Origin of the sequence: Marinomonas sp. (assembly GCF_039940335.1) — a bacterium.
GTDB lineage: Bacteria > Pseudomonadota > Gammaproteobacteria > Pseudomonadales > Marinomonadaceae > Marinomonas.
Genome location: NZ_JBDVGW010000013.1, coordinates 161,585 through 179,783, shown reverse-complemented (window position 1 = coordinate 179,783; position 18,199 = coordinate 161,585). Strand labels below are relative to the sequence as shown.

21 protein-coding genes are annotated in these 18,199 nt (G+C 44.9%); 17 read left to right on the top strand and 4 right to left on the bottom strand.

Annotation, left to right across the window (positions count from 1 at the left end; all coding sequences use genetic code 11):
• Positions 1–8: 8 nt before the first annotated feature.
• The gene (gene pabB, locus ABJF92_RS10475) at positions 9–1,415 is read right to left on the bottom strand and encodes an aminodeoxychorismate synthase component I (RefSeq protein WP_446815744.1); all 1,407 of its coding nucleotides are present in this window, start codon (positions 1,413–1,415) and stop codon (positions 9–11) included.
• Positions 1,416–1,501: 86 nt separating this feature from the next.
• Between pabB and ABJF92_RS10470 the strand changes: the two genes are divergently transcribed.
• From ABJF92_RS10470 to ABJF92_RS10450, 5 genes are all read left to right on the top strand, one after another.
• Positions 1,502–2,368, top strand: coding sequence for an alpha/beta fold hydrolase (locus tag ABJF92_RS10470; protein ID WP_446815743.1), 867 nt, complete (start codon positions 1,502–1,504; stop codon positions 2,366–2,368).
• 87 nt (positions 2,369–2,455) lie between these two features.
• Entirely contained in the window at positions 2,456–2,953 is a 498-nt protein-coding gene (locus tag ABJF92_RS10465) for a GspH/FimT family pseudopilin (RefSeq protein WP_446815742.1), read from the top strand.
• Between the two features lie 17 nt (positions 2,954–2,970).
• A complete protein-coding gene (locus ABJF92_RS10460; protein ID WP_446815741.1) occupies positions 2,971–3,330 on the top strand; it encodes a prepilin-type N-terminal cleavage/methylation domain-containing protein in 360 nt (119 codons plus the stop codon).
• On the top strand, positions 3,327–4,211 hold the full coding sequence (locus ABJF92_RS10455; RefSeq protein ID WP_446815740.1) for a hypothetical protein: 885 nt from the start codon (positions 3,327–3,329) through the stop codon (positions 4,209–4,211). Before ABJF92_RS10460 ends, ABJF92_RS10455 begins: the two co-directional genes overlap by 4 nt.
• 2 nt (positions 4,212–4,213) lie before the next feature.
• A complete protein-coding gene (locus ABJF92_RS10450; protein ID WP_446815739.1) occupies positions 4,214–4,657 on the top strand; it encodes a hypothetical protein in 444 nt (147 codons plus the stop codon).
• A gap of 1 nt (position 4,658) precedes the next feature.
• Here the strand turns inward: ABJF92_RS10450 and ABJF92_RS10445 are convergent, their stop codons facing one another.
• Positions 4,659–4,916, bottom strand: coding sequence for a PP0621 family protein (locus tag ABJF92_RS10445; RefSeq protein ID WP_446815738.1), 258 nt, complete (start codon positions 4,914–4,916; stop codon positions 4,659–4,661).
• A 73-nt stretch (positions 4,917–4,989) separates the two neighbouring features.
• Between ABJF92_RS10445 and ABJF92_RS10440 the strand changes: the two genes are divergently transcribed.
• From ABJF92_RS10440 to ABJF92_RS10425, 4 genes are all read left to right on the top strand, one after another.
• Entirely contained in the window at positions 4,990–6,627 is a 1,638-nt protein-coding gene (locus ABJF92_RS10440; RefSeq protein WP_446815737.1) for an NAD+ synthase, read from the top strand.
• Between the two features lie 445 nt (positions 6,628–7,072).
• The gene (locus tag ABJF92_RS10435) at positions 7,073–7,282 is read left to right on the top strand and encodes a DUF1294 domain-containing protein (protein ID WP_446815736.1); all 210 of its coding nucleotides are present in this window, start codon (positions 7,073–7,075) and stop codon (positions 7,280–7,282) included.
• Positions 7,283–7,358: 76 nt separating this feature from the next.
• On the top strand, positions 7,359–8,246 hold the full coding sequence (locus tag ABJF92_RS10430) for a diguanylate cyclase domain-containing protein (RefSeq protein WP_446815735.1): 888 nt from the start codon (positions 7,359–7,361) through the stop codon (positions 8,244–8,246).
• Between the two features lie 222 nt (positions 8,247–8,468).
• The gene (locus ABJF92_RS10425) at positions 8,469–9,467 is read left to right on the top strand and encodes a branched-chain amino acid aminotransferase (protein ID WP_446815734.1); all 999 of its coding nucleotides are present in this window, start codon (positions 8,469–8,471) and stop codon (positions 9,465–9,467) included.
• A gap of 69 nt (positions 9,468–9,536) precedes the next feature.
• Here ABJF92_RS10425 and ABJF92_RS10420 read toward each other — a convergent pair whose 3' ends face one another.
• Positions 9,537–9,872 carry a DUF6404 family protein gene (locus ABJF92_RS10420; protein WP_445974933.1) on the bottom strand — a complete coding sequence of 112 codons (336 nt, stop codon included), beginning with the start codon at positions 9,870–9,872 and terminating at the stop codon, positions 9,537–9,539.
• Positions 9,873–10,024: 152 nt separating this feature from the next.
• On the bottom strand, positions 10,025–10,522 hold the full coding sequence (locus ABJF92_RS10415) for a CpxP family protein (protein WP_446815733.1): 498 nt from the start codon (positions 10,520–10,522) through the stop codon (positions 10,025–10,027).
• 205 nt (positions 10,523–10,727) lie between these two features.
• Between ABJF92_RS10415 and ABJF92_RS10410 the strand changes: the two genes are divergently transcribed.
• From ABJF92_RS10410 to ABJF92_RS10375, 8 genes are all read left to right on the top strand, one after another.
• Positions 10,728–11,432, top strand: a complete 705-nt coding sequence (locus ABJF92_RS10410) for a response regulator (protein ID WP_446815732.1) — start codon at positions 10,728–10,730, stop codon at positions 11,430–11,432.
• Positions 11,432–12,832 carry an envelope stress sensor histidine kinase CpxA gene (cpxA, locus tag ABJF92_RS10405; RefSeq protein ID WP_446815731.1) on the top strand — a complete coding sequence of 467 codons (1,401 nt, stop codon included), beginning with the start codon at positions 11,432–11,434 and terminating at the stop codon, positions 12,830–12,832. The genes ABJF92_RS10410 and cpxA overlap by 1 nt, the downstream gene beginning before the upstream one ends.
• A 55-nt stretch (positions 12,833–12,887) precedes the next feature.
• Positions 12,888–13,178 carry a hypothetical protein gene (locus ABJF92_RS10400; protein WP_446815730.1) on the top strand — a complete coding sequence of 97 codons (291 nt, stop codon included), beginning with the start codon at positions 12,888–12,890 and terminating at the stop codon, positions 13,176–13,178.
• Complete coding sequence (locus ABJF92_RS10395; protein WP_446815729.1) at positions 13,175–13,717, top strand: RNA methyltransferase; 543 nt, start codon at positions 13,175–13,177, stop codon at positions 13,715–13,717. Before ABJF92_RS10400 ends, ABJF92_RS10395 begins: the two co-directional genes overlap by 4 nt.
• Positions 13,718–13,923: 206 nt before the next feature.
• Positions 13,924–14,670, top strand: coding sequence for a DUF481 domain-containing protein (locus ABJF92_RS10390; RefSeq protein WP_446815728.1), 747 nt, complete (start codon positions 13,924–13,926; stop codon positions 14,668–14,670).
• A 40-nt stretch (positions 14,671–14,710) separates the two neighbouring features.
• Entirely contained in the window at positions 14,711–15,778 is a 1,068-nt protein-coding gene (locus ABJF92_RS10385; protein WP_446815727.1) for a CobW family GTP-binding protein, read from the top strand.
• Positions 15,779–15,975: 197 nt separating this feature from the next.
• A complete protein-coding gene (locus ABJF92_RS10380) occupies positions 15,976–17,781 on the top strand; it encodes an acyl-CoA dehydrogenase C-terminal domain-containing protein (RefSeq protein WP_446815726.1) in 1,806 nt (601 codons plus the stop codon).
• A gap of 68 nt (positions 17,782–17,849) precedes the next feature.
• Positions 17,850–18,164, top strand: coding sequence for an SCP2 sterol-binding domain-containing protein (locus ABJF92_RS10375; protein WP_446815725.1), 315 nt, complete (start codon positions 17,850–17,852; stop codon positions 18,162–18,164).
• Positions 18,165–18,199: the final 35 nt, after the last annotated feature.

Here is an 18,199-nt window from a genome sequence, read left to right as displayed (position 1 = left end):
TAAAAAGCCTACTTCAAAAATTCCTGTTCTAGAGTATGTGTTAATTTACCCACTTTGGTAAAGGTTTCTTGGTATTCATTTTCACAAGTCGAGTCTGCAACCAGACCACCTCCTGCCCAACAATGTAGGTTGCCGCGATCGGCCACCAGAGTTCGAATGGTGATGCTAGAGTCCATCTGACCATTGGCACTAAAGTAAACAACGGAACCACAATAAACAGAACGCTGATGAGGTTCTAACTCATCAATGATCTGCATGGAGCGAATCTTAGGCGCCCCAGTAATAGAGCCACCAGGGAAGCTTTGTTGGAAAGTCTGTAAGGCTTTTTCAGGAGTGTCTATGCGGCCTTCCACGGTGGAAACCAAGTGGTGAACATTGGCGTAACTTTCTAAGGCAAACAAGGCCGGGACTTTAATGCTGCCCGTTTCACATGTGCGCCCTAAATCATTGCGCAAAAGATCCACTATCATTAGGTTTTCAGCACGATCTTTGGCTGAGTTCATTAGGCTTTGGGCGTTATGTTGGTCTTCTTCTAGGGTTTTGCCTCGGCCAATGGTGCCCTTAATCGGTTTGGATTCAATACGGCCACTGTCACATAATAAAAAGCGCTCAGGGGAATGGCTAAGAATGCTTTGCCCGGTATCGAGTTCTAAATAGGCCGAGAAAGGTGTTGGGCAAACCTTGCGTAGGGCCTGATAAGCACTAAAGGTGTCTCCGTGATACTGGCTACTAAAGCGCTGGGCTAAATTGACCTGATAACAGTCACCCGCATGTATGTAGTCCTGTACTTGATTGAATTTCTTCGCATAGTCCTCTTCGGTCATATTGGACTGAAAAGGCGCGGTTAAGCGAAATTCTTGGCTTGGCTTACTGTAGTTGTCGGCTTGCGCAAGGCGCTGTTTCACCTTAGCAATATTTTCTTCTTCACTCAGTGGGCTGACAACTAATTGGGTTGTTTTACTCTTATGGTCGGTAATCACCGCCCAGCCATATAAGCCAATGCTAAGAGTGTCCAAGCTAATGTCATGAATGACAGTATCGGGTAATTGCTCAACATAATGGCCGCTTTCGTAACCATAGTAGCCCAATAAACCACCACAGAAAGGCAGCTCTTTTGGGGCGGATAACGCCCAATGCTGCTGGCAAAGCTCATTCATTAATTCATCCAACAGCTCCATGGGGTTAGTTGTAGATGCTAACGAAAATACCGGTTCTTTATGCCAAGTAATGGCGCTGGCAGACACCTCTGGATGAATGCGAGCTATAGGGTCTGCGACAAGGATATCAAAGCGGGTATCAGAAAAATCTTGATGATTACTGTCGAGTAATGCCGGGTAGGGCAAATCCCGTAACGCGGAGAAAAAATTTAACAGTGAAGGCTGATAAGGGAAATTTATCAGGGTAATTTCTGACATTGTGAATGAATACCTAGTAACATTACGGACGATATAAAACCATTGATTGTATTCTCTTAATTGGGATTGTCACAGGATAATTACAAGTGTCTGATGTATTTTTTCTTTCTCTACCGAACGCTCGTCTCGCTTACCGTCTTTATGAAAACCCAAATGCCACCAGCGAAAGCTGTTGCTTACTGCTGCATGGGGCAGGCGTCGCGGGTGAAATCACCTATGGCGATATGGTGCCGTATTTGACACCTTGGCGTTGGATGCTAGTGCCTGACTTGAAAGGAATGGGGGAGAGTTTTCATGAGCATGGCGAAGAAGCGCCCGTGCAGATTGAACAACTTAGTGCCGAAGTGAAGGCGTTGTTAGAGCATTTGAATTGGCAAGAGTTTGATATGGTTGGCTATTCCCTTGGGGGATTAGTGGGCCTACATTTGAATCAAACCCTCACTTTGCAAGGTAAGTCTCCTCGAAAAATGGCGTTGTTGGAACCCGCCTCGTTAGACCGAGAAGATTTATCGACCCTGATGACGGTGAGATTAAAATACCGTGAAGCCTCAAAGTTAATACGAGAAACCGGGGATGTGGAATTGGGCGTTGCTCAATTCATGGATGGCGTATCACCTAACCGACGCAAGCACCCAGTTGCTGAAGCGACGACACAATCTCGACTGGCTCATCGCGCTTTTGGTTTTGCTTATGCTTTGGATGCAGTGACTAACTATGTTGAAAAAATGCAGGAAAAACCGACCTTAAGAGCGGACATGCTAGCCTGTGCAGAGCAAGTATTGCTGTTTTCTGGCCAGCTAAGCCATCAGGATTTGCAGCAACATTATGACCGATTGAGTGAAACCATGGAGGGCTGGCAGCATGTGGTCATGAGCGCCTGTGACCATTCATTGCCTTTTCAAAAACCACGTCAAATCGCAAAGCATATTAATAATTGGTTTTCTGCAAAATGATCTTCTATCGTTGAAGGGAGCTTTTCGCTACCTGCATTCTCTAGCACAAGAAAACTAGAGTAAGCCAAAATAAAACAAGGAGGTTTTATGGGGCATCAACGAGGCTTTACGTTTTTTGAAGTGATGGTGGTTCTCTCCATATTGAGCTTGCTGGCCTATATCGGTTCTGCCCATGTGCGTGACTTCAGTGCCAGTCTGGCTGACAAACGTGCTTTGCAAGCCTGCTTAAAAAACCTTTCTGCAGGGCTAGTACAAGCCCGTCAGTTGGCCATAGTCAATGGGCAAAATAGCTTCCTTTGTGGCGGGATAGATTGCTCAGGTGATTGGTCTTATGGTTATCAAATCTTTGAAACACAACTATCTTCTTCACCCGTCCAGCAGGGCAGGTTCCCAGATAATCTCTTGGTTCGTTGGCAGGGCTTTCCTGCGCAAAAAAGCTTTATAGAGTTTAAAGCCAATGGCTTGTCTGCATATCAGAACGGCAGTTTTGTACTTTGTATCGGGCAGTGGCAGGCTCGTATTATTGTCAATCAAAGTGGTCGCTTTTATCTCGATGAAACCTTGCCTGTGACGGCTTGTTCCTAAAAGGCAGGAGCGGTGTGATGACAAGATTTCAAAGGGGCAAGCGCAATCAACAAGGCTGGATGTTGTTAGAAGTCATGCTTTGTTTGGCTTTGCTATCTATTGTGTTAGTAATGTTGCAAAAGCAGCAACAGATGCAATGGCAAAGCTTGGCACAACTGCAAGCAAATGATTGGCAAGAACAAACGCAAGAGCAAATAGAGCTTATAAATTCCTTGATGGGGTCACCTAGCTGGCTGTCTCATGTTGATCAACTTGCTAGTCGTGATACCTCCTCGTATCCAGATTGTGGTCTTTGTAGTGGCGCAGATTTTCAGCGTTGGTTTGTCGTGGCACAGCAATCGACAAGCGTTGGCGCAGGAATGGAGAGCACGCCATGATACAAAAGCGGCTATCGTCGAAAGGTAGTATCTTGATGGAGCTATTGGTTGCCTGCTTCGTGGTCAGTCTCGTGATGCCTTTTTTGATCAGCGCGGTGTCACGATTAAATGAACAGCAGCTGCGCACCAGTCAATATTTGTTAGCACAGAAGGTGGAAAATGCTCTGATCGACCACCTTAAAGCCCAGTGGTCTAGGTTAGTGCCTGTGGGCTGCTTGCCTCCTTCGCAAACCCTAACCATTCAATCCAGCGAGGTTATCCCTCTAAAACTCAAACGGCGCGCTCTTGATAAAGCATCCGATTGGCTTGGGGGGATAGATTATGGGCTTTGTCGCTTCACCATGACTGCCCGCAGTCAGCAAACACATCTTGTTGATGCCTGTGATTGGAAGTTGGGTGACTCAGTGACCTTCACCAGCTGTGAAGGGCGTTATTCCGCCAGCATTACCAGTGTTAATTCTCAAGGCATGGTGGTGAGTTTAGCCAGCCAAGATGGCATTGGGCAAAGTGGTATTCTAGAAAGTGAGCAAGCTTTTTATTGGTATGTGGCTGATGGCAAAAATGGCGCGTTGGCTTTGTGGCGAACTCCGAGTATCAGTGGACGTTCACTGGAATTGTGGGCAGGTCTAGAACGAATGGCCATTTACCCCCTGTTAGACACCAACCAGGATGGTTTGGTGGATAGCATAGACACTCGCCGTGGCGAGTATGCCCTTAATCAAGTAAAGGCTATTTGGGTGGAATTTATGTATCGGCTGCCAAACTGTGTGAGTGATTTACTACTGGAAACCACTTATCAAACCATGCGGGGGGAAATATGGTCTTATCAACCCCCTTGTACGAATGTCGGTAAGCGTATCATTCCTATTCAAGGAGGGTGACAATGCAGCGGCACATAAATAACGCACAACAGGGTTGGATTTCGTTGCCCATTTTAATCCTGCTATTGGCGGCAGGAAGTTTCTCGGTATATTTTCAGAAAAGTTTATTGGCCGATTGGAAATGGCGCCAAACCTTACAGCAAGCCCAAGCTTCATCCCACATCCCCAAGGCCTTTAAAGCGCAATATGTGCAACAGCCGAATTTTAGTCTCGCTCAGTCGAGTCTTTGTGTTGGCTTTTGTGAACTGACTGAAGAAAACAGTGGGAATCTGAGGCGCTGGGCTAACAACAACTTTCAAGTCTGGTACCAATGGTCCCAGTGGCAAAATGCCCAAGGAGGGCAGTTTCATCGTTTGTGTGCCAGCCTAAACCAACATATCTTTCATTGCTGGTGGTGGCGAGAGCAGGTGTTGCTGAGTCATGGTTGGGTCGCTCAGCAAGAGTAACTTATTGCTTATGGTAATCCTTTAAGTGCTCAGCACAACAAAAAGGCTTGGCGTCTTGGTCATGGACAGCATGGGAGGTGGGGGTGAACGCTTGGCATTGAGTGCAGCGCACCATGTTTTCTTGCTCGTCTTTTTTAGCCTTCGCAGACGATTTTTTCTGTGTAGAGGGTGCGTTATTGGTCTTTGCGTTGACAAATTGGCGGTATAACCACCAGCCAATGAAGAAAATAGCAATAAAAACGATTAAACGTACGATCATACACTTTACCTTGGTTGGGTAATTCCACGACAATAAAGGCATATTCTAACAGAGTTTATGAGATAGCAAACGTATGACATTAAGAATAGCTATGGCGCAACTGGATATGCTAGTTGGCGATATTACCAAAAACACACAAGCGGTGATTGATGAGGCCATCAAAGCCCGTGATGAGCAACACGCGGATGTGATTGTTTTCCCTGAGCTGACCCTGACCGGCTATCCACCTGAAGACTTACTTCTGCGCCCAAGTTTGGACACGCGAATTGAATCGGCGTTACAGCGTTTGCTGGAAGAAGTAAAAAACATCTATCTTGTGGTGGGCTACCCTCGTCGTATTGATGGTGAGCTATTCAACTGCGCCTGCGTTATCCATCAAGGTAAGATGCTTGGAGAATATGCCAAGCAGAAGTTGCCTAATTTCCTCGTATTTGATGATAAACGTTATTTCAGCGAGGGTAACCAAGCCTGTATTGTGGAGGTAAAAGGGGTCAAAGTGGGTTTGAGTATCTGTGAAGATATTTGGCACCCAGAGCCTTCTGCTCAAGCCAAGCAAGCAGGGGCGGAGCTTATTCTTAATCTCAATGCTTCGCCTTTCCATGTGGAAAAAATGGGCGAGCGTGAAGCCTTGTTGCATAAAAGAGCCACAGAGATCAATTTGCCCATTGTCTATGTTAACTACATGGGCGCGCAGGATGAACTGGTCTATGAAGGCGGCTCCTTTGTGGTGAACGCGAAAGGCCATAAAGTACGTCAAGCTCCTTGGTTTAAAGCCGGTTTGTATTGCGTGGACATGATAGTCAGCGAAGAACAAAACAATAAGGTAGAGCCCGTTGCGGGTGAAATTGCACCTTCCCTTAATGTGGAAGCAAGCGTCTATCAAGCAATGGTCTTGGGGCTTCGTGACTACATCGAGAAAAACCGTTTCAAAGGCATAGTTTTGGGGCTAAGTGGTGGTATTGATTCCGCCTTATCGTTAGCGGTAGCGGTTGATGCTATCGGTGCGGATCGCGTGCAAGCGATCATGATGCCTTACACTTATACCTCTTCTATGAGCTTGGAAGATGCGGAAGAAGAAGCCAATTTACTAGGGGTGAAATACAGTGTGTTGCCTATTGAATCCATGGTGACTGCGTTTAGTGATGTGTTAGCGCCAGAGTTTGAAGGGTTTGCTAAAGACACGACGGAAGAAAACTTACAAGCCCGTACACGAGGCGTTACCTTAATGGCCATTTCTAATAAAAAGGGCTACATGGTATTGACCACAGGCAATAAAAGCGAAATGGCAGTGGGTTATGCCACCTTGTACGGTGACATGGTTGGCGGCTATTCCGTACTAAAAGATGTCTTTAAAACATTGGTTTTCAAATTGTGCCGTTACCGCAACAGTTTAGGTTATGTGATTCCTGAGCGCGTAATAGTTAGACCACCTTCAGCGGAGCTCGCCCCAGACCAAAAAGACGAAGACTCTTTGCCTAGCTACGATATCCTAGATGAAATATTACATATGTATATTGAGCAAGATATGAGTGCGGAAGCAATTTTGGCGAGTAAAAAATTCGATCGTGATACCGTCTATCGTGTATTACGCCTTGTGGATGTGAACGAATATAAACGTCGTCAAGCCCCCACAGGTGTCCGTATTAGCGCTCGTGGCTTTGGCCGTGACCGCCGTTACCCCATTACTAATGGCTGGCACATCGGCGAGTAAATTCCGCTAAGTCTCTGATTTAATGAGGGTGTTGGTGAGTTACCACACCCTTTTTTTATTGTAATGAAGTCAACTATTGGCTTGTCACCACAATTTTGGGCGACATCTTATGGTGTATTTTTACACTTACCTGATCGTGCTAAATAGCTATACCCTAGTGTGCTATGGACTAGGGAAGGTACGAGCAAGTCCACTGGCTTCAGCGTGTGGACAAACCTTTATTATTCGAGGCAAGCTTTGAAGTCCAATATGAACATATTGGCAAGAAGATTAACAAAGAATAAAAAGTGTTTAGCCCACGCCCTTCGGGTCTTTCAGAGAAGCGGCCTCTCTGTGTTAAGAGTGATTGAAAGGTATTAACATTCCTGCTCACTCTTGCCTTGATAGACCGTTTCTCTGATAAGACTGAAGTTCAGAAGACTTAATCGCACCTTCCCTAAATAAAATGGCCGCAAAGCGTGGTCATTGGCGGGTTTCAGAATTCAAATTGCATCTTTTATCTTTACTTGGCGGATGGCCGGGGGCTATGCTTTCCCAGAAGTTGTTTCGTCATAAGGTCAGTAAAAAGCGCTTTCGTAGACTGCATTATCTAATGATCTTCATCAACCTTCTGCTCAGTGCCAGTGGTATTTATCTTTTGAGAACCGTGTTTTGACTGACCATCGAGCCTTCACAATAAGACACCCGCAAGTATCTTCCGTTGCTGATTAGCAACGCAGCTAGGGGACGTTATGGATAATAAACAAGTAACCATTGATTTAGCTGATGTGTTAGAACTCATGCTCGATGCGGTTTGTGTCGTTGATCGACAAGGACGCTTTGTATTTGTTAGTGCTGCCTTTGAGAAAATGTTTGGCTATCGCCCAGACGAAATTATCGGCAAACCTATGGTAAATCTGGTTTATCCAAAAGACGTGGATAAGACCCTCAATAAGGTAAGCAGCATTATTGATGGGGAGACAATGCCGCGCTTTGAAAATCGCTGGGTGCGTAAAGATGGACAGGTGGTGGATGTGTTGTGGTCAGCCCGTTGGTCAGAGAAACATCAAGTACGCATTGCGGTGGCTCATGATATAACTGAGCGTAAGCAAATGGAGAAAAAACTCCTTTATGCAGCTGGCCATGACGCCCTCACGGATCTTCCTAATCGAACCCTTATTCTAGATAGATTGCAGTCTGCTTTAAGTCTTGCTGAGCGGGAGCAATCTTCCCTTGCAGTGATGTTCATAGATATCGATGGCTTCAAAGAAATCAATGACCAACAGGGTCATGGTATTGGCGATAAATTATTGCAAGGCATCGCCAAACGCCTGAAGAAGAGTGTTCGCAAGTCCGACACGGTAGGGCGCTTAGGTGGGGATGAATTTTTGCTGGTCTTTAACAAAACCCACAACGCAAAAAATGTGCAGAGCATAGCTGAAAAACTACGCGCAGTCATTGCTAAGCCTTTCGAAATTGACGGGCTAAGTTTGCAGGTTTTTGCCAGTATTGGCGTTGCCTCTTATCCTGAGCATGGGAATCACCCGCTAGATTTAGTGCAGTATTCTGATCAAGCCATGTATTTAGCGAAAAATAACGGCGGTGATAGTGTAGTTTTGTTTTCCTCTAGGGATTTTTAGCTCAAGGTTATTGAGCACAATAGAGGGAGCGGGTAATATCATCTGTTATTAAATCACCTTTTATCTGGGTGACAGTGTTCGATCTAATTCTCCAAATTTGCTTGTCCAAGCAAATGATCGTTTTTAAGTCGAATAATGGTCTGGTGCGGAACAGTCTCGCTGTTCGTTGCAGGGCTAAATGGTCTGGTTAATTTCAAAATAATTTACGATAAGGGAACAATAATGGCGGCTTTTGGTAGCGTGTTTATGCCTAAGATGGCATTAGCAACATTTGAAAACAATCTTTGGAGTAAAGCAGAGCTGGTATCGGCTGATAGTATTCAGATGCACCCTGGTGCTCACGTGTTACATTACTCAAGTACTTGTTTTGAAGGTTTGAAAGCGTTTCGCCACGCAGATGGAAGTGTCCATGTGTTCCGTATGGATCAGAACATTAAACGTTTTGCACAAAGTAGCCGTTTGTTGTCACTGCCAACCGTTGATGCAGAGCAAGTGGCGGAAATGATCAAGCAAGCCGTTGCTGAATATGCCAGTGATGTGCCTGAGCCACCTGGGTCTATGTACATTCGTCCTACCCACATTGGTACAGAAGCCGCTATTGGTAAAGCCGCAACGCCTTCTGTTAGCTCTATGTTGTATGTTTTGTTGTCACCAGTTGGCGACTATTTCACCGGTGGTGCAAAGGCTTTGCGTATACTATTGGATGAGACAGGCATGCGCTGTGCACCGCACATGGGGATGATCAAAAGTGGTGGTAACTATGCCAGTGCTCTTGGCCCCATTACTCAAGCGAAAGAAGAAGTACAAGCAGACCAAATCTTGTTCTGCCCTAATGGCGATGTTCAAGAAACTGGCGCGGCTAACTTCTTGCTGATTGACGGCAACGAAATTATCACTAAAGGTTTAGACACTAGCTTCCTACACGGTGTGACGCGTTCGTCTATTTTGACCCTTGCGGCGGATCTAGGCATGACAGTAACAGAGCGTGACCTTACCGTTACAGAGTTACTTGAGCGTGCGGCTAAACCCAATGTTGAAGCGGCCCTTTCTGGTACGGCTGCTGTATTAACTTCTGTAGGGACTTTCATCCACGAAGGGAAAGAATATCAAGTTGGCAGTGGTGAGCCTGGCCCGATTACCGATAAGTTGCGTCAAGCACTTAATGATATCCAATGGGGCAAAGCAGAAGATAAACACAATTGGTTAACAAAAATTGCCTAACTGACTTAGATTAGTCCGTTCGATAGATTAAAAAGCTACGCCTAGGCGTAGCTTTTTTTGTTGGAAATATTACAAGGATGACCAAGGGGTTAACTGTAGTTTTCGGCTACGAATTTTATAGAAAATCGCCATAAACACCCCGTAAGCAAATCCCCATACCACAGATTTATCAAATGCTGCTTGAATCGTGGCATCCTGCCCTAAACTGAACACGATCAGCATGATGCTGGTTAGGTAGATAAACGCGATCAGCACATTGAGATGGAAGTTTAAATAATATGGTGGCGGTACCTTGATACCAATGACTCGCAATAAACTGAACATAGGGGGTAAATAGTTTGAGCGCCAGACTTTACGCTCTTCAAGCTCTGCGTGAGCGGCTTGGAGTTTTTCTTTAAAAGACACAGGGTTCACCTTACTAAGTTAATAAAACTAAATTCAGGCATTGTAACGACTTTTTAAAACATAACGAAAGTTTTCCTTGAATTTAAACTGGCATAAAAAAGGCACTTCCAAAGGAAGTGCCTAGATAACAAGGATTAAGGAAGCTAAAACGCTTATTCTTCCATGTGTTTTTGCATTCTTTCTGCGCGCTTTTCAGCACGCTCTTGTTGTAGTTCAAGCAATTTCTGTTTTTGTTCTGGGGTCAAGATGCTAAGAATCTGGTGCTGTTTCTCTAACATTTTAACTTGGCGCTCGGCTTGATGCGTTGCCATTTCTAGAGCGATAGTATTTGCTTTCGATTGGTCAAAGGTATCGGCTAATAACAAGTCTGTAACCGCTTTATGTTGCTGTTTCATTGCTTCACTAGGGCCTTTAGGGCGAGCATCACGGGCCTCTTTACGCTCTTCTTTTGACGCTTTACGAAGCTCTTTTAACTCGATTTTTTGTTCTTCTGTCAAATCGAGTTTTTTTATAAGTTGCATATCAAGACCAATTTTTGGACCGTTGTCACGACCCTTGTGTCCTTTACCACCATCTGCCAAAACACTCATGGATCCAAAGGTTAAAGGAAGAACGACTGCTGCAAGTAAAATTTTCTTTGAAATCTTCATACTGATATTCCTATTGAGTTTGTGTTGCATTGATAGAAAGTAAACATCTGTGCTTACTTGGTATGGGAGTAGAATAGCGATTGCTTGGTAAAATGATGTCTGCGCAAAGTAAAGTAACGTAAAGCTATGACAGCCTTCAGTTTTTCTTAGTAAAATGTTTCTAAAGATAGCGTTAAACCATGGTTTTTAGCTCGCGAGGTAGCGAATGTCCCACATTTTAATTATTGATGACGATACAGAATTAACCGACTTGCTTAGGGAAGTATTGGATTTCGAGGGCTTTGATATTTCTACCGCAAGCGATGGCGAAATGGGCCTTGCCATGATGAATGAAGCGATTGATCTCGTCTTACTTGATGTCATGATGCCTAAACTTAATGGTTTCGATACCTTGAAGAAGCTTCGTGAATCCTGGGTGTCACCAGTATTAATGCTAACGGCCAAGGGTGAAGAGATAGACAGAGTGATTGGTTTAGAGCTTGGCGCGGATGACTATTTGCCTAAACCCTTTAGTGATCGGGAACTGATTGCCAGAATTCGAGCCATTCTGCGCCGCTCTCAGCTGCAAAAAGAAGTCTTAAAAGAAAAGCCTGCAGACAAGGGAGATTGCCTGAAGTATCAAGACCTACGTTTGTACCCCGGTAAATTGGAAGCTTACTGCAATGACACTTTATTAGAGTTAACCAGTACAGAATTCGCCTTGTTGCATCATTTCTTATTAAACGTTGGTCAAGTGATCACAAAAGAAGTGCTGAGTTTGGATGTATTAGGTAAACGCTTGGCGGCCTTTGATCGTGCGGTCGATATGCATGTTTCCAATTTAAGAAAAAAACTACCTGAATGGCCAGATGGCAAACCACGTATCAAAACCTTACGGGGTCGTGGTTATTTATTTGTTGAGGGTGAGTAATGCGGTTTCCAAAAATCACCAGTTTGTATGGGCGAATTTTCGCTATCTTCTGGTTTACCATTTTTCTAGTGCTATTGGCTGTAATGCTTATGGCGCATATCGACCCTCGTAAAGCCAAGGACATATCGCCGGGTCAACTTCATGAGCTGGAAGGTATGCGCGGCCAGATTGAGCGCCGCTTCGAGGGTGAAAACAATCTAGCTTCTATTCACGATTGGTTTAACAAACCATCGAAACGCAACGGCTCGGAAAAACGTAATTACGACAACGAACGCCCCCGCTTTTTCATCACAAACTTTGAGGGAGACATTTTAGGCGCCCCAAGATATAAAGATCAGTCTTATAAGGCGATGCGCAACTTTGCCACCACCATCGAAAGCCATGATCACCCACAGCAAAAATTGTATGGCAAATTTATGCTAATGGGGCCAGTACCGATTCATTTGGCAGGTCAAGATTTTCTGTTTTACGCAGGGCGCAAGCATCATGGCACTTTTTATTTCTTGATTCAGCTGTTTGAAAAACCCTTCCAGCTGCTGTTGCTGGTGATGTTGGTTAGTACACCCTTGTTGCTTTGGTTGGCTTGGGCGCTAAGTCAGCCAGCGAGACGTCTAGAGCTGGCCGCCCAGCGGGTGTCTCGAGGGGAGTTTAAAATGGACCCCATGTTAGAAAAAGGCTCATCGGAATTTCGTCAAGCTGGAGCTAGCTTTAATCAGATGGTTGAAGCAGTGAATCAAATGATAGGTCGCCAGCAAAGGTTGCTCTCTGATATTTCCCATGAACTCCGATCTCCCTTAACTCGATTAAGAATGGCACAGTCTTTAGCCTCGAGAAAACAAGGTGAAAGTCAGGAGTTGATTCGCATCGACACAGAAGCACAACGCCTTGAACAAATGATAGGCAAGCTTCTGGAACTGTCTCGAATGCAGGTAGACAGTCACCTTCATCATGAAATACAGCCTCTAAGTAGCCTTTGGGAGTCTTTGTTGGAAGACTCACAATTTGAGGCCGAGCAAATGGGTAAAAGTCTTACCTACAATGATATTCCAGATCGAACCATTGCCTGTCATCCGCAACTGTTGATGAGCGCTTTGGACAACTTAGTTCGTAACGCTATTTATTATGGTAAGGACCAAATTAAAGTCACCATGCAGGTAGTCGCGAACAAACTAGAAGTGCTCGTAGAAGACAACGGTGAAGGAGTGCCTGAGTCGGAGCTTGAAGCGATTTTTAGACCCTTTTATCGAGTTTCAACCGCTCGTGATCGCAACAGTGGTGGCACAGGTTTAGGTCTTGCTATTACGGAAAATGCGATTCGCCAGCACAATGGCACCATAGTCGCCAGCCCGAGTGAGCTAGGAGGTTTATTAGTGAAACTGAGCTTACCGCTAGATGCCTAAGGGAGCTGTTTTAGCGGCATGAAATAACGTATTATGAGGGTCTTTTTGAGCAACAATGCAGGTATATATGAAGCCCTTACTAAGAAAGTTATGCGCGCCGATTTTACAGCCTTTTGAATCGGGTCAAGGGGACTATGTATATCGCCCATCCCACCGCAAAATCCTCATCGTGTTAGGTTTGCTATGTATTTTAATTGCCAGTATTTCAGCACACTTTACCTTGAGTACAGGTGAACTTGGAGGACTGATTCCTATTGCGGTTTTTTTTGTGACAGGTTTGGTGTGTGAAATTGTTGGTTGGTTAGGGTCTGACCGAGCCGTGGCAAGAATCTGGAAAAGTAAATGAGTGACACCTCTGGTAATGAGCAGGTCATAATAGGCCTAACCAACCCTAAAAGTACCACCAATGTTGGAGCTGTAATGCGAGCCGCTGGCTGCTATCAGGCAGATCAAGTGCTGTATTCAGGAACTCGTTATGACCGCGCCACGAAAATGGCCACAGACACTAAAAAGGCTCACACCAATATCCCTTTGTTGCATATCGACAGTCTGGACGCGCAAAGCTTTATTGATGCTGTAGCAGAGGATGTTGCCATTGTCTGTGTGGACCTGATCCAAGGGGCGACGCCTTTGCCGGCCTTTGAACACCCAGACAAAGCGCTTTATATCTTCGGCCCCGAAGATGGCACCATTTCTCAACAAATCGTTAATCAGTCCGATCATGTGGTCTTTGTGCCAACGGTCGGTTGTATGAACCTCGCCGCATCCGTCAATGTATTGCTTTATGACCGTTTAGCAAAGTCTAGCCGTGCTCAAGCTGGTGATGAATGGATTATAAAGAGTAAAGATAGTAACAATAACGTCAAGGTACCTAAGCCGCGATAAAGAGTGCGCGTTTTTATCACGATGTTTGCAGTTCATAAACTGAATGCTGACTGTGATAGGCGGCATTCAATGTGAAAATGTCTTCTTAGCCTGGTGACAGCTTAGGGAGACAATCAATCATACGCCGTATTCTTATGGCGCCTTATTTTTAACAAGGTCTTCCTTTTGTCAGCTAAAAATACATCGGACAAATGGAACGTATTTCAATGTACCTTTTCAAGACTATTACCCTTGTTAGCCTTATATCCGCCATTCCACTTGCGGCGTTTGCAAAACCCCATAAAAAGCTCGATCCAATGAGCACAGAATTAGAATTAGGGGTGATCGCCACCTCTGGTAATACGGACAGCACCGCGTTAAAAGCCAAAGCCACCATCAAGCAAGACTTAGAAGAGTGGAAGAATGAATATTTACTAGACACTCTCTATCGCGAAAGTGAATACAATGGCGTTAGTGAAGACACCGCTAAGAAGTTATTTGTGTCCGCACAAAGTGATTACAAACTCAGCGAAGAGCACACCTCCTTATTTGTATACGGCTCTTACACAGACGATAGATTAAGTGGGTACGATTACCAAAGTACCGTTTCTGTGGGTTACTCTGGGCGGGTTTTTGGCGATAAAAAATCTTTCCTAGACTACAGCGTAGGCCCTGGTTTTTCCTTTAACAGAACGGATGATGGCGAGAAAGATCGTGTTGCTATTGTGCGTATGGAGGCTAAATATGAATACCGACTCAGTCGTCGAGCGAAATTTACGCAAGTGATCAGTAGTGACGCAGCATTAGAGAAAGATAAAAATACATTATCTAAATCCGAAACCGCTTTAAGTGCTAATATACGCGACGATTTATCCATGAAAGCAGCTTACAGTATCACCCACAATAGTGAGGTAGAAGAAGGCTTTGAAAGAACCGACGCGGTTACTAGCCTTACGCTGGCTTATTCCTTTTAGAGGTACATGGAGTTCATTGTCATAATTTTGGAAGGTCATAATGCGTTATCAAGGCATCAAAGTTTCGATCATTACAGGCTTCTTAGGAGCCGGTAAAACTACCTTAATTCATCAATTAATTGCACAAGCGCCGCCCTATGAAAAATGGGCGGTATTATTGAATGAATTTGGTGATATTGGCTTGGATAGCGCGTTACTCGGCTCTGCATTAGGTGAAAATTCAGCCGTCGCCATTAAAGAGGTGGCGGGCGGGTGTGTCTGCTGTGTCACCTCTGCGGCATTTGAGCAAGGCTTGAACCAGTTAATCCGTCAGGTTAACCCTGATAGAATTTTGATAGAGCCTTCTGGGTTAGGGCACCCTAAACAAATATTAGCAAAACTTCGTTCAGAATATTACCAACAGGTACTTGCCGTAACGGGGGTTTTCTGTGTATTGGATGCTCGCAAATTATCGGACTCACGTTATCTTCAACATGAAATATTCCGTGATCAACTCGCCATAGCCGACGGCATTATTCCCAGTCACGAAGAGGCATATAGTTCGGCTGATCAGCAAGCTCTTAAGGCGTTAGTAGGGGAGTTGAACGAAGAAAATAGTACCCAATGGATTGATCGTCAGCTACCGACACATCAGTGGTTAGATATAGGGCTAAAAGACACGCCCACCAATGGTTTAGCTGTGATGGATAGTCATAACAGCCACGACCACGGCAGCCATAGTAACCACAATCATGATCATGGTGAGCACCATCACCATCATCATGAACATCATTCTACGCAAGGTACTAAATCTGCTGTATTAGATAATGGCGTCCGTCATTATCGTAAACAACAAGACACCATGGCAGTTATGGGCTGGCAGTGGCCTGCACAAACGAGCTTTAAGCAAGCGTTCCTCATTCAGTTATTGACTGAAAGTTTGGCTCTAAAAGGTGTTTATCGACTCAAAGGTGTATTTTGTTTGCAAACCGGTGAGGCTTTATTTGTTAATGGTGCAGACGGGCAATTGCAAACCCATGTGGGTACTTGGTCCATGGAAAGTCGTCTTGAAATCATTGGCTTATCTCAGGCTTCATGGGAGCATAGCCTCAAAATAAATGCGCTCTAATATCATGCATTCTAGCCTTGTTAAGGTTATTTAATTTCCCCTCTAGTAAGTGACAAAATCCGCCACTGGTGAATTTTGTCACTAATCTTGCTTCGTTTTGTTATTGAGCAAAAACCTCTTTTGACCGAACCTTTCTAGCACAAAGAGGGTTTCTGTACTGAAACCGGTCGAGATAAAAACAATAAGAGGTCAAGGTCATGCCTGAATACAAAGCGCCCTTACGAGACATTAAATTTGTGACTGAAGAAGTTCTAGATGTCTACGGTCATTATGCAAAACTACCCGGTGCTGAAGAGGCAACTCCCGATATGGTGTCAGCCATACTCGAAGAAGGTGCAAAGTTTGCTGAGCGAGTATTATCCCCCCTCAACCGTGTTGGTGATGAACAAGGCTGTCAATTCAAAGATGGCGTTGTCACCACGCCAGAAGGCTTTAAAGAAGCGTATCAGCAGTATGTAGAAGGTGGTTGGCCTTCCTTGTCGCATCCTGAAGAAGTTGGTGGACAAGGCTTGCCTGAATCCTTAGGCATGATGGTCACAGAAATGATCGCGACTTCAAATTGGTCTTGGGGCATGTACCCAGGCCTTAGCCATGGGGCAATGAATACCATTGAACTACACGGTACCGATGAACAGAAACAAACTTATCTGACCAAGCTTGTATCAGGGGAATGGACGGGCACCATGTGTCTAACAGAACCTCATTGTGGTACGGACCTTGGCATGCTGAAAACCAAAGCCGAGCCTCAAGAAGACGGCAGCTATGCTATTAGCGGTACTAAGATCTTTATTTCAGCGGGTGAACATGACATGGCTGACAATATTGTTCATATCGTATTGGCACGTCTTCCTGAGGCACCTGCTGGCACCAAGGGTATTTCTCTGTTTATTGTGCCAAAACACAACGTAGACGGTGCAGGAGACGTCGCAGATCGCAATCAAGTTTCTTGTGGTTCTATCGAGCATAAAATGGGCATTCACGGTAATGCCACTTGTGTGATGAATTTTGACGGTGCCAAAGGGTATCTGATTGGTGAGGCGAACCGTGGTTTAAACTGCATGTTCACCTTCATGAACACTGCTCGTATTGGTACAGCAATGCAGGGCCTTGCTCATGCAGAATGGGCGTTACAAAACTCTGTAGCCTACGCCAAAGATCGTTTACAAATGCGTGCTTTGTCAGGCCCTAAAGCCCCAGAAAAAGCCGCAGATCCAATTATTGTTCATCCCGATGTGCGCCGCATGCTGCTGACACAAAAAGCCTTTGCTGAAGGTGGTCGAGCGTTAATCCACTATTGCTCAATGCTGGTGGACACAACGAAAAAAGGCACAGCGGACGAAAAAACCGAAGCCGATGAGCTAATGTCGTTACTCACCCCCATTGCAAAGGCTTTCTTAACCGAAACAGGCTTTGAATCTGCCAACCAAGGTTTACAAGTGTTTGGTGGCCACGGCTTTATCGCCGAATGGGGTATGGAGCAAAACGTACGAGATTGCCGTATTTCCATGTTGTACGAAGGTACTACAGGCATTCAAGCCCTAGACTTACTCGGTCGTAAAGTGTTGATGACCCAAGGGGCTACCTTGCGTCGTTTCACTAAGATCATTCATAAGTTCTGTAAAGAGCACAAAGGTAATAAGGCCATGAAGCCTTATTTAAGTGCCCTCGACAAACTGAACGGTGAATGGGGTGATGTCACCATGAAGATCGGTATGAAAGCCATGCGCAACAAAGAAGAAGTGGGTGCTGCCTCTGTCGATTACCTGATGTTCTCAGGCTATGTGGTATTGGCTTATTTCTGGGCTCGTATGGCGCTTACAGCACAACAAAAACTCGACCAAGGTACAGACGAAGTGGGCTTTTATACCGCTAAGTTACAAACGGCGACTTTCTACTATGAGCGCCTTTTGCCACGTACCAAAGCCCACGTAGCCGCAATGTTATCCGGTTCAGAAAACCTGTTGGCGATGGAAGAAGATAACTTTCTTTTCCTTAATGCTTAATTATTAATCCAACGATCAATTTTGGCACTCAGTAGAGTGCCAGCTAAAATAATAAAGAGAGAAAAAGTATGAGTGATGCAAAATCAGTATTTGAAGCAATGTTAGGTCGTTTTGATGCAGGCGAAGTGGATGATATGGAGGCGGTTTTTCAATTTGAAATTGAAGATAACGGCACATATTTCTTGAATATTGACGAGGGTAAGTGTGAAATGGGGGAAGGAGAACATGATGACCCAACCGTAACCCTTGAAATGGACCTAGACACGCTTAATGCTGTGATGGATGGCTCCCTAGATGGCATGGCGGCTTTCATGCAAGGTAAGATTCGCGCAGATGGCGATATCATGTTGGCAACAAAGTTAACGCAAATTTTCCCACTGTAGAAAACGAAATTTTTTAAGCTTTATCCGCCCAATAG

Coding starts and splice junctions, on each gene's coding strand:
- ABJF92_RS10440 (WP_446815737.1), top strand. CDS start 4,990: ATGACATTAAGAATAGCTATGGCGCAACTGGATATGCTAGTTGGCGAT.
- ABJF92_RS10395 (WP_446815729.1), top strand. CDS start 13,175: ATGAGTGACACCTCTGGTAATGAGCAGGTCATAATAGGCCTAACCAAC.
- ABJF92_RS10375 (WP_446815725.1), top strand. CDS start 17,850: ATGAGTGATGCAAAATCAGTATTTGAAGCAATGTTAGGTCGTTTTGAT.
- cpxA (WP_446815731.1), top strand. CDS start 11,432: ATGCGGTTTCCAAAAATCACCAGTTTGTATGGGCGAATTTTCGCTATC.
- ABJF92_RS10455 (WP_446815740.1), top strand. CDS start 3,327: ATGATACAAAAGCGGCTATCGTCGAAAGGTAGTATCTTGATGGAGCTA.
- ABJF92_RS10430 (WP_446815735.1), top strand. CDS start 7,359: ATGGATAATAAACAAGTAACCATTGATTTAGCTGATGTGTTAGAACTC.
- ABJF92_RS10400 (WP_446815730.1), top strand. CDS start 12,888: ATGCAGGTATATATGAAGCCCTTACTAAGAAAGTTATGCGCGCCGATT.
- ABJF92_RS10390 (WP_446815728.1), top strand. CDS start 13,924: ATGTACCTTTTCAAGACTATTACCCTTGTTAGCCTTATATCCGCCATT.
- ABJF92_RS10380 (WP_446815726.1), top strand. CDS start 15,976: ATGCCTGAATACAAAGCGCCCTTACGAGACATTAAATTTGTGACTGAA.
- ABJF92_RS10410 (WP_446815732.1), top strand. CDS start 10,728: ATGTCCCACATTTTAATTATTGATGACGATACAGAATTAACCGACTTG.
- pabB (WP_446815744.1), bottom strand. CDS start 1,415: ATGTCAGAAATTACCCTGATAAATTTCCCTTATCAGCCTTCACTGTTA.
- ABJF92_RS10435 (WP_446815736.1), top strand. CDS start 7,073: ATGGCCGCAAAGCGTGGTCATTGGCGGGTTTCAGAATTCAAATTGCAT.
- ABJF92_RS10450 (WP_446815739.1), top strand. CDS start 4,214: ATGCAGCGGCACATAAATAACGCACAACAGGGTTGGATTTCGTTGCCC.
- ABJF92_RS10425 (WP_446815734.1), top strand. CDS start 8,469: ATGGCGGCTTTTGGTAGCGTGTTTATGCCTAAGATGGCATTAGCAACA.
- ABJF92_RS10445 (WP_446815738.1), bottom strand. CDS start 4,916: ATGATCGTACGTTTAATCGTTTTTATTGCTATTTTCTTCATTGGCTGG.
- ABJF92_RS10460 (WP_446815741.1), top strand. CDS start 2,971: ATGACAAGATTTCAAAGGGGCAAGCGCAATCAACAAGGCTGGATGTTG.
- ABJF92_RS10385 (WP_446815727.1), top strand. CDS start 14,711: ATGCGTTATCAAGGCATCAAAGTTTCGATCATTACAGGCTTCTTAGGA.
- ABJF92_RS10415 (WP_446815733.1), bottom strand. CDS start 10,522: ATGAAGATTTCAAAGAAAATTTTACTTGCAGCAGTCGTTCTTCCTTTA.
- ABJF92_RS10465 (WP_446815742.1), top strand. CDS start 2,456: ATGGGGCATCAACGAGGCTTTACGTTTTTTGAAGTGATGGTGGTTCTC.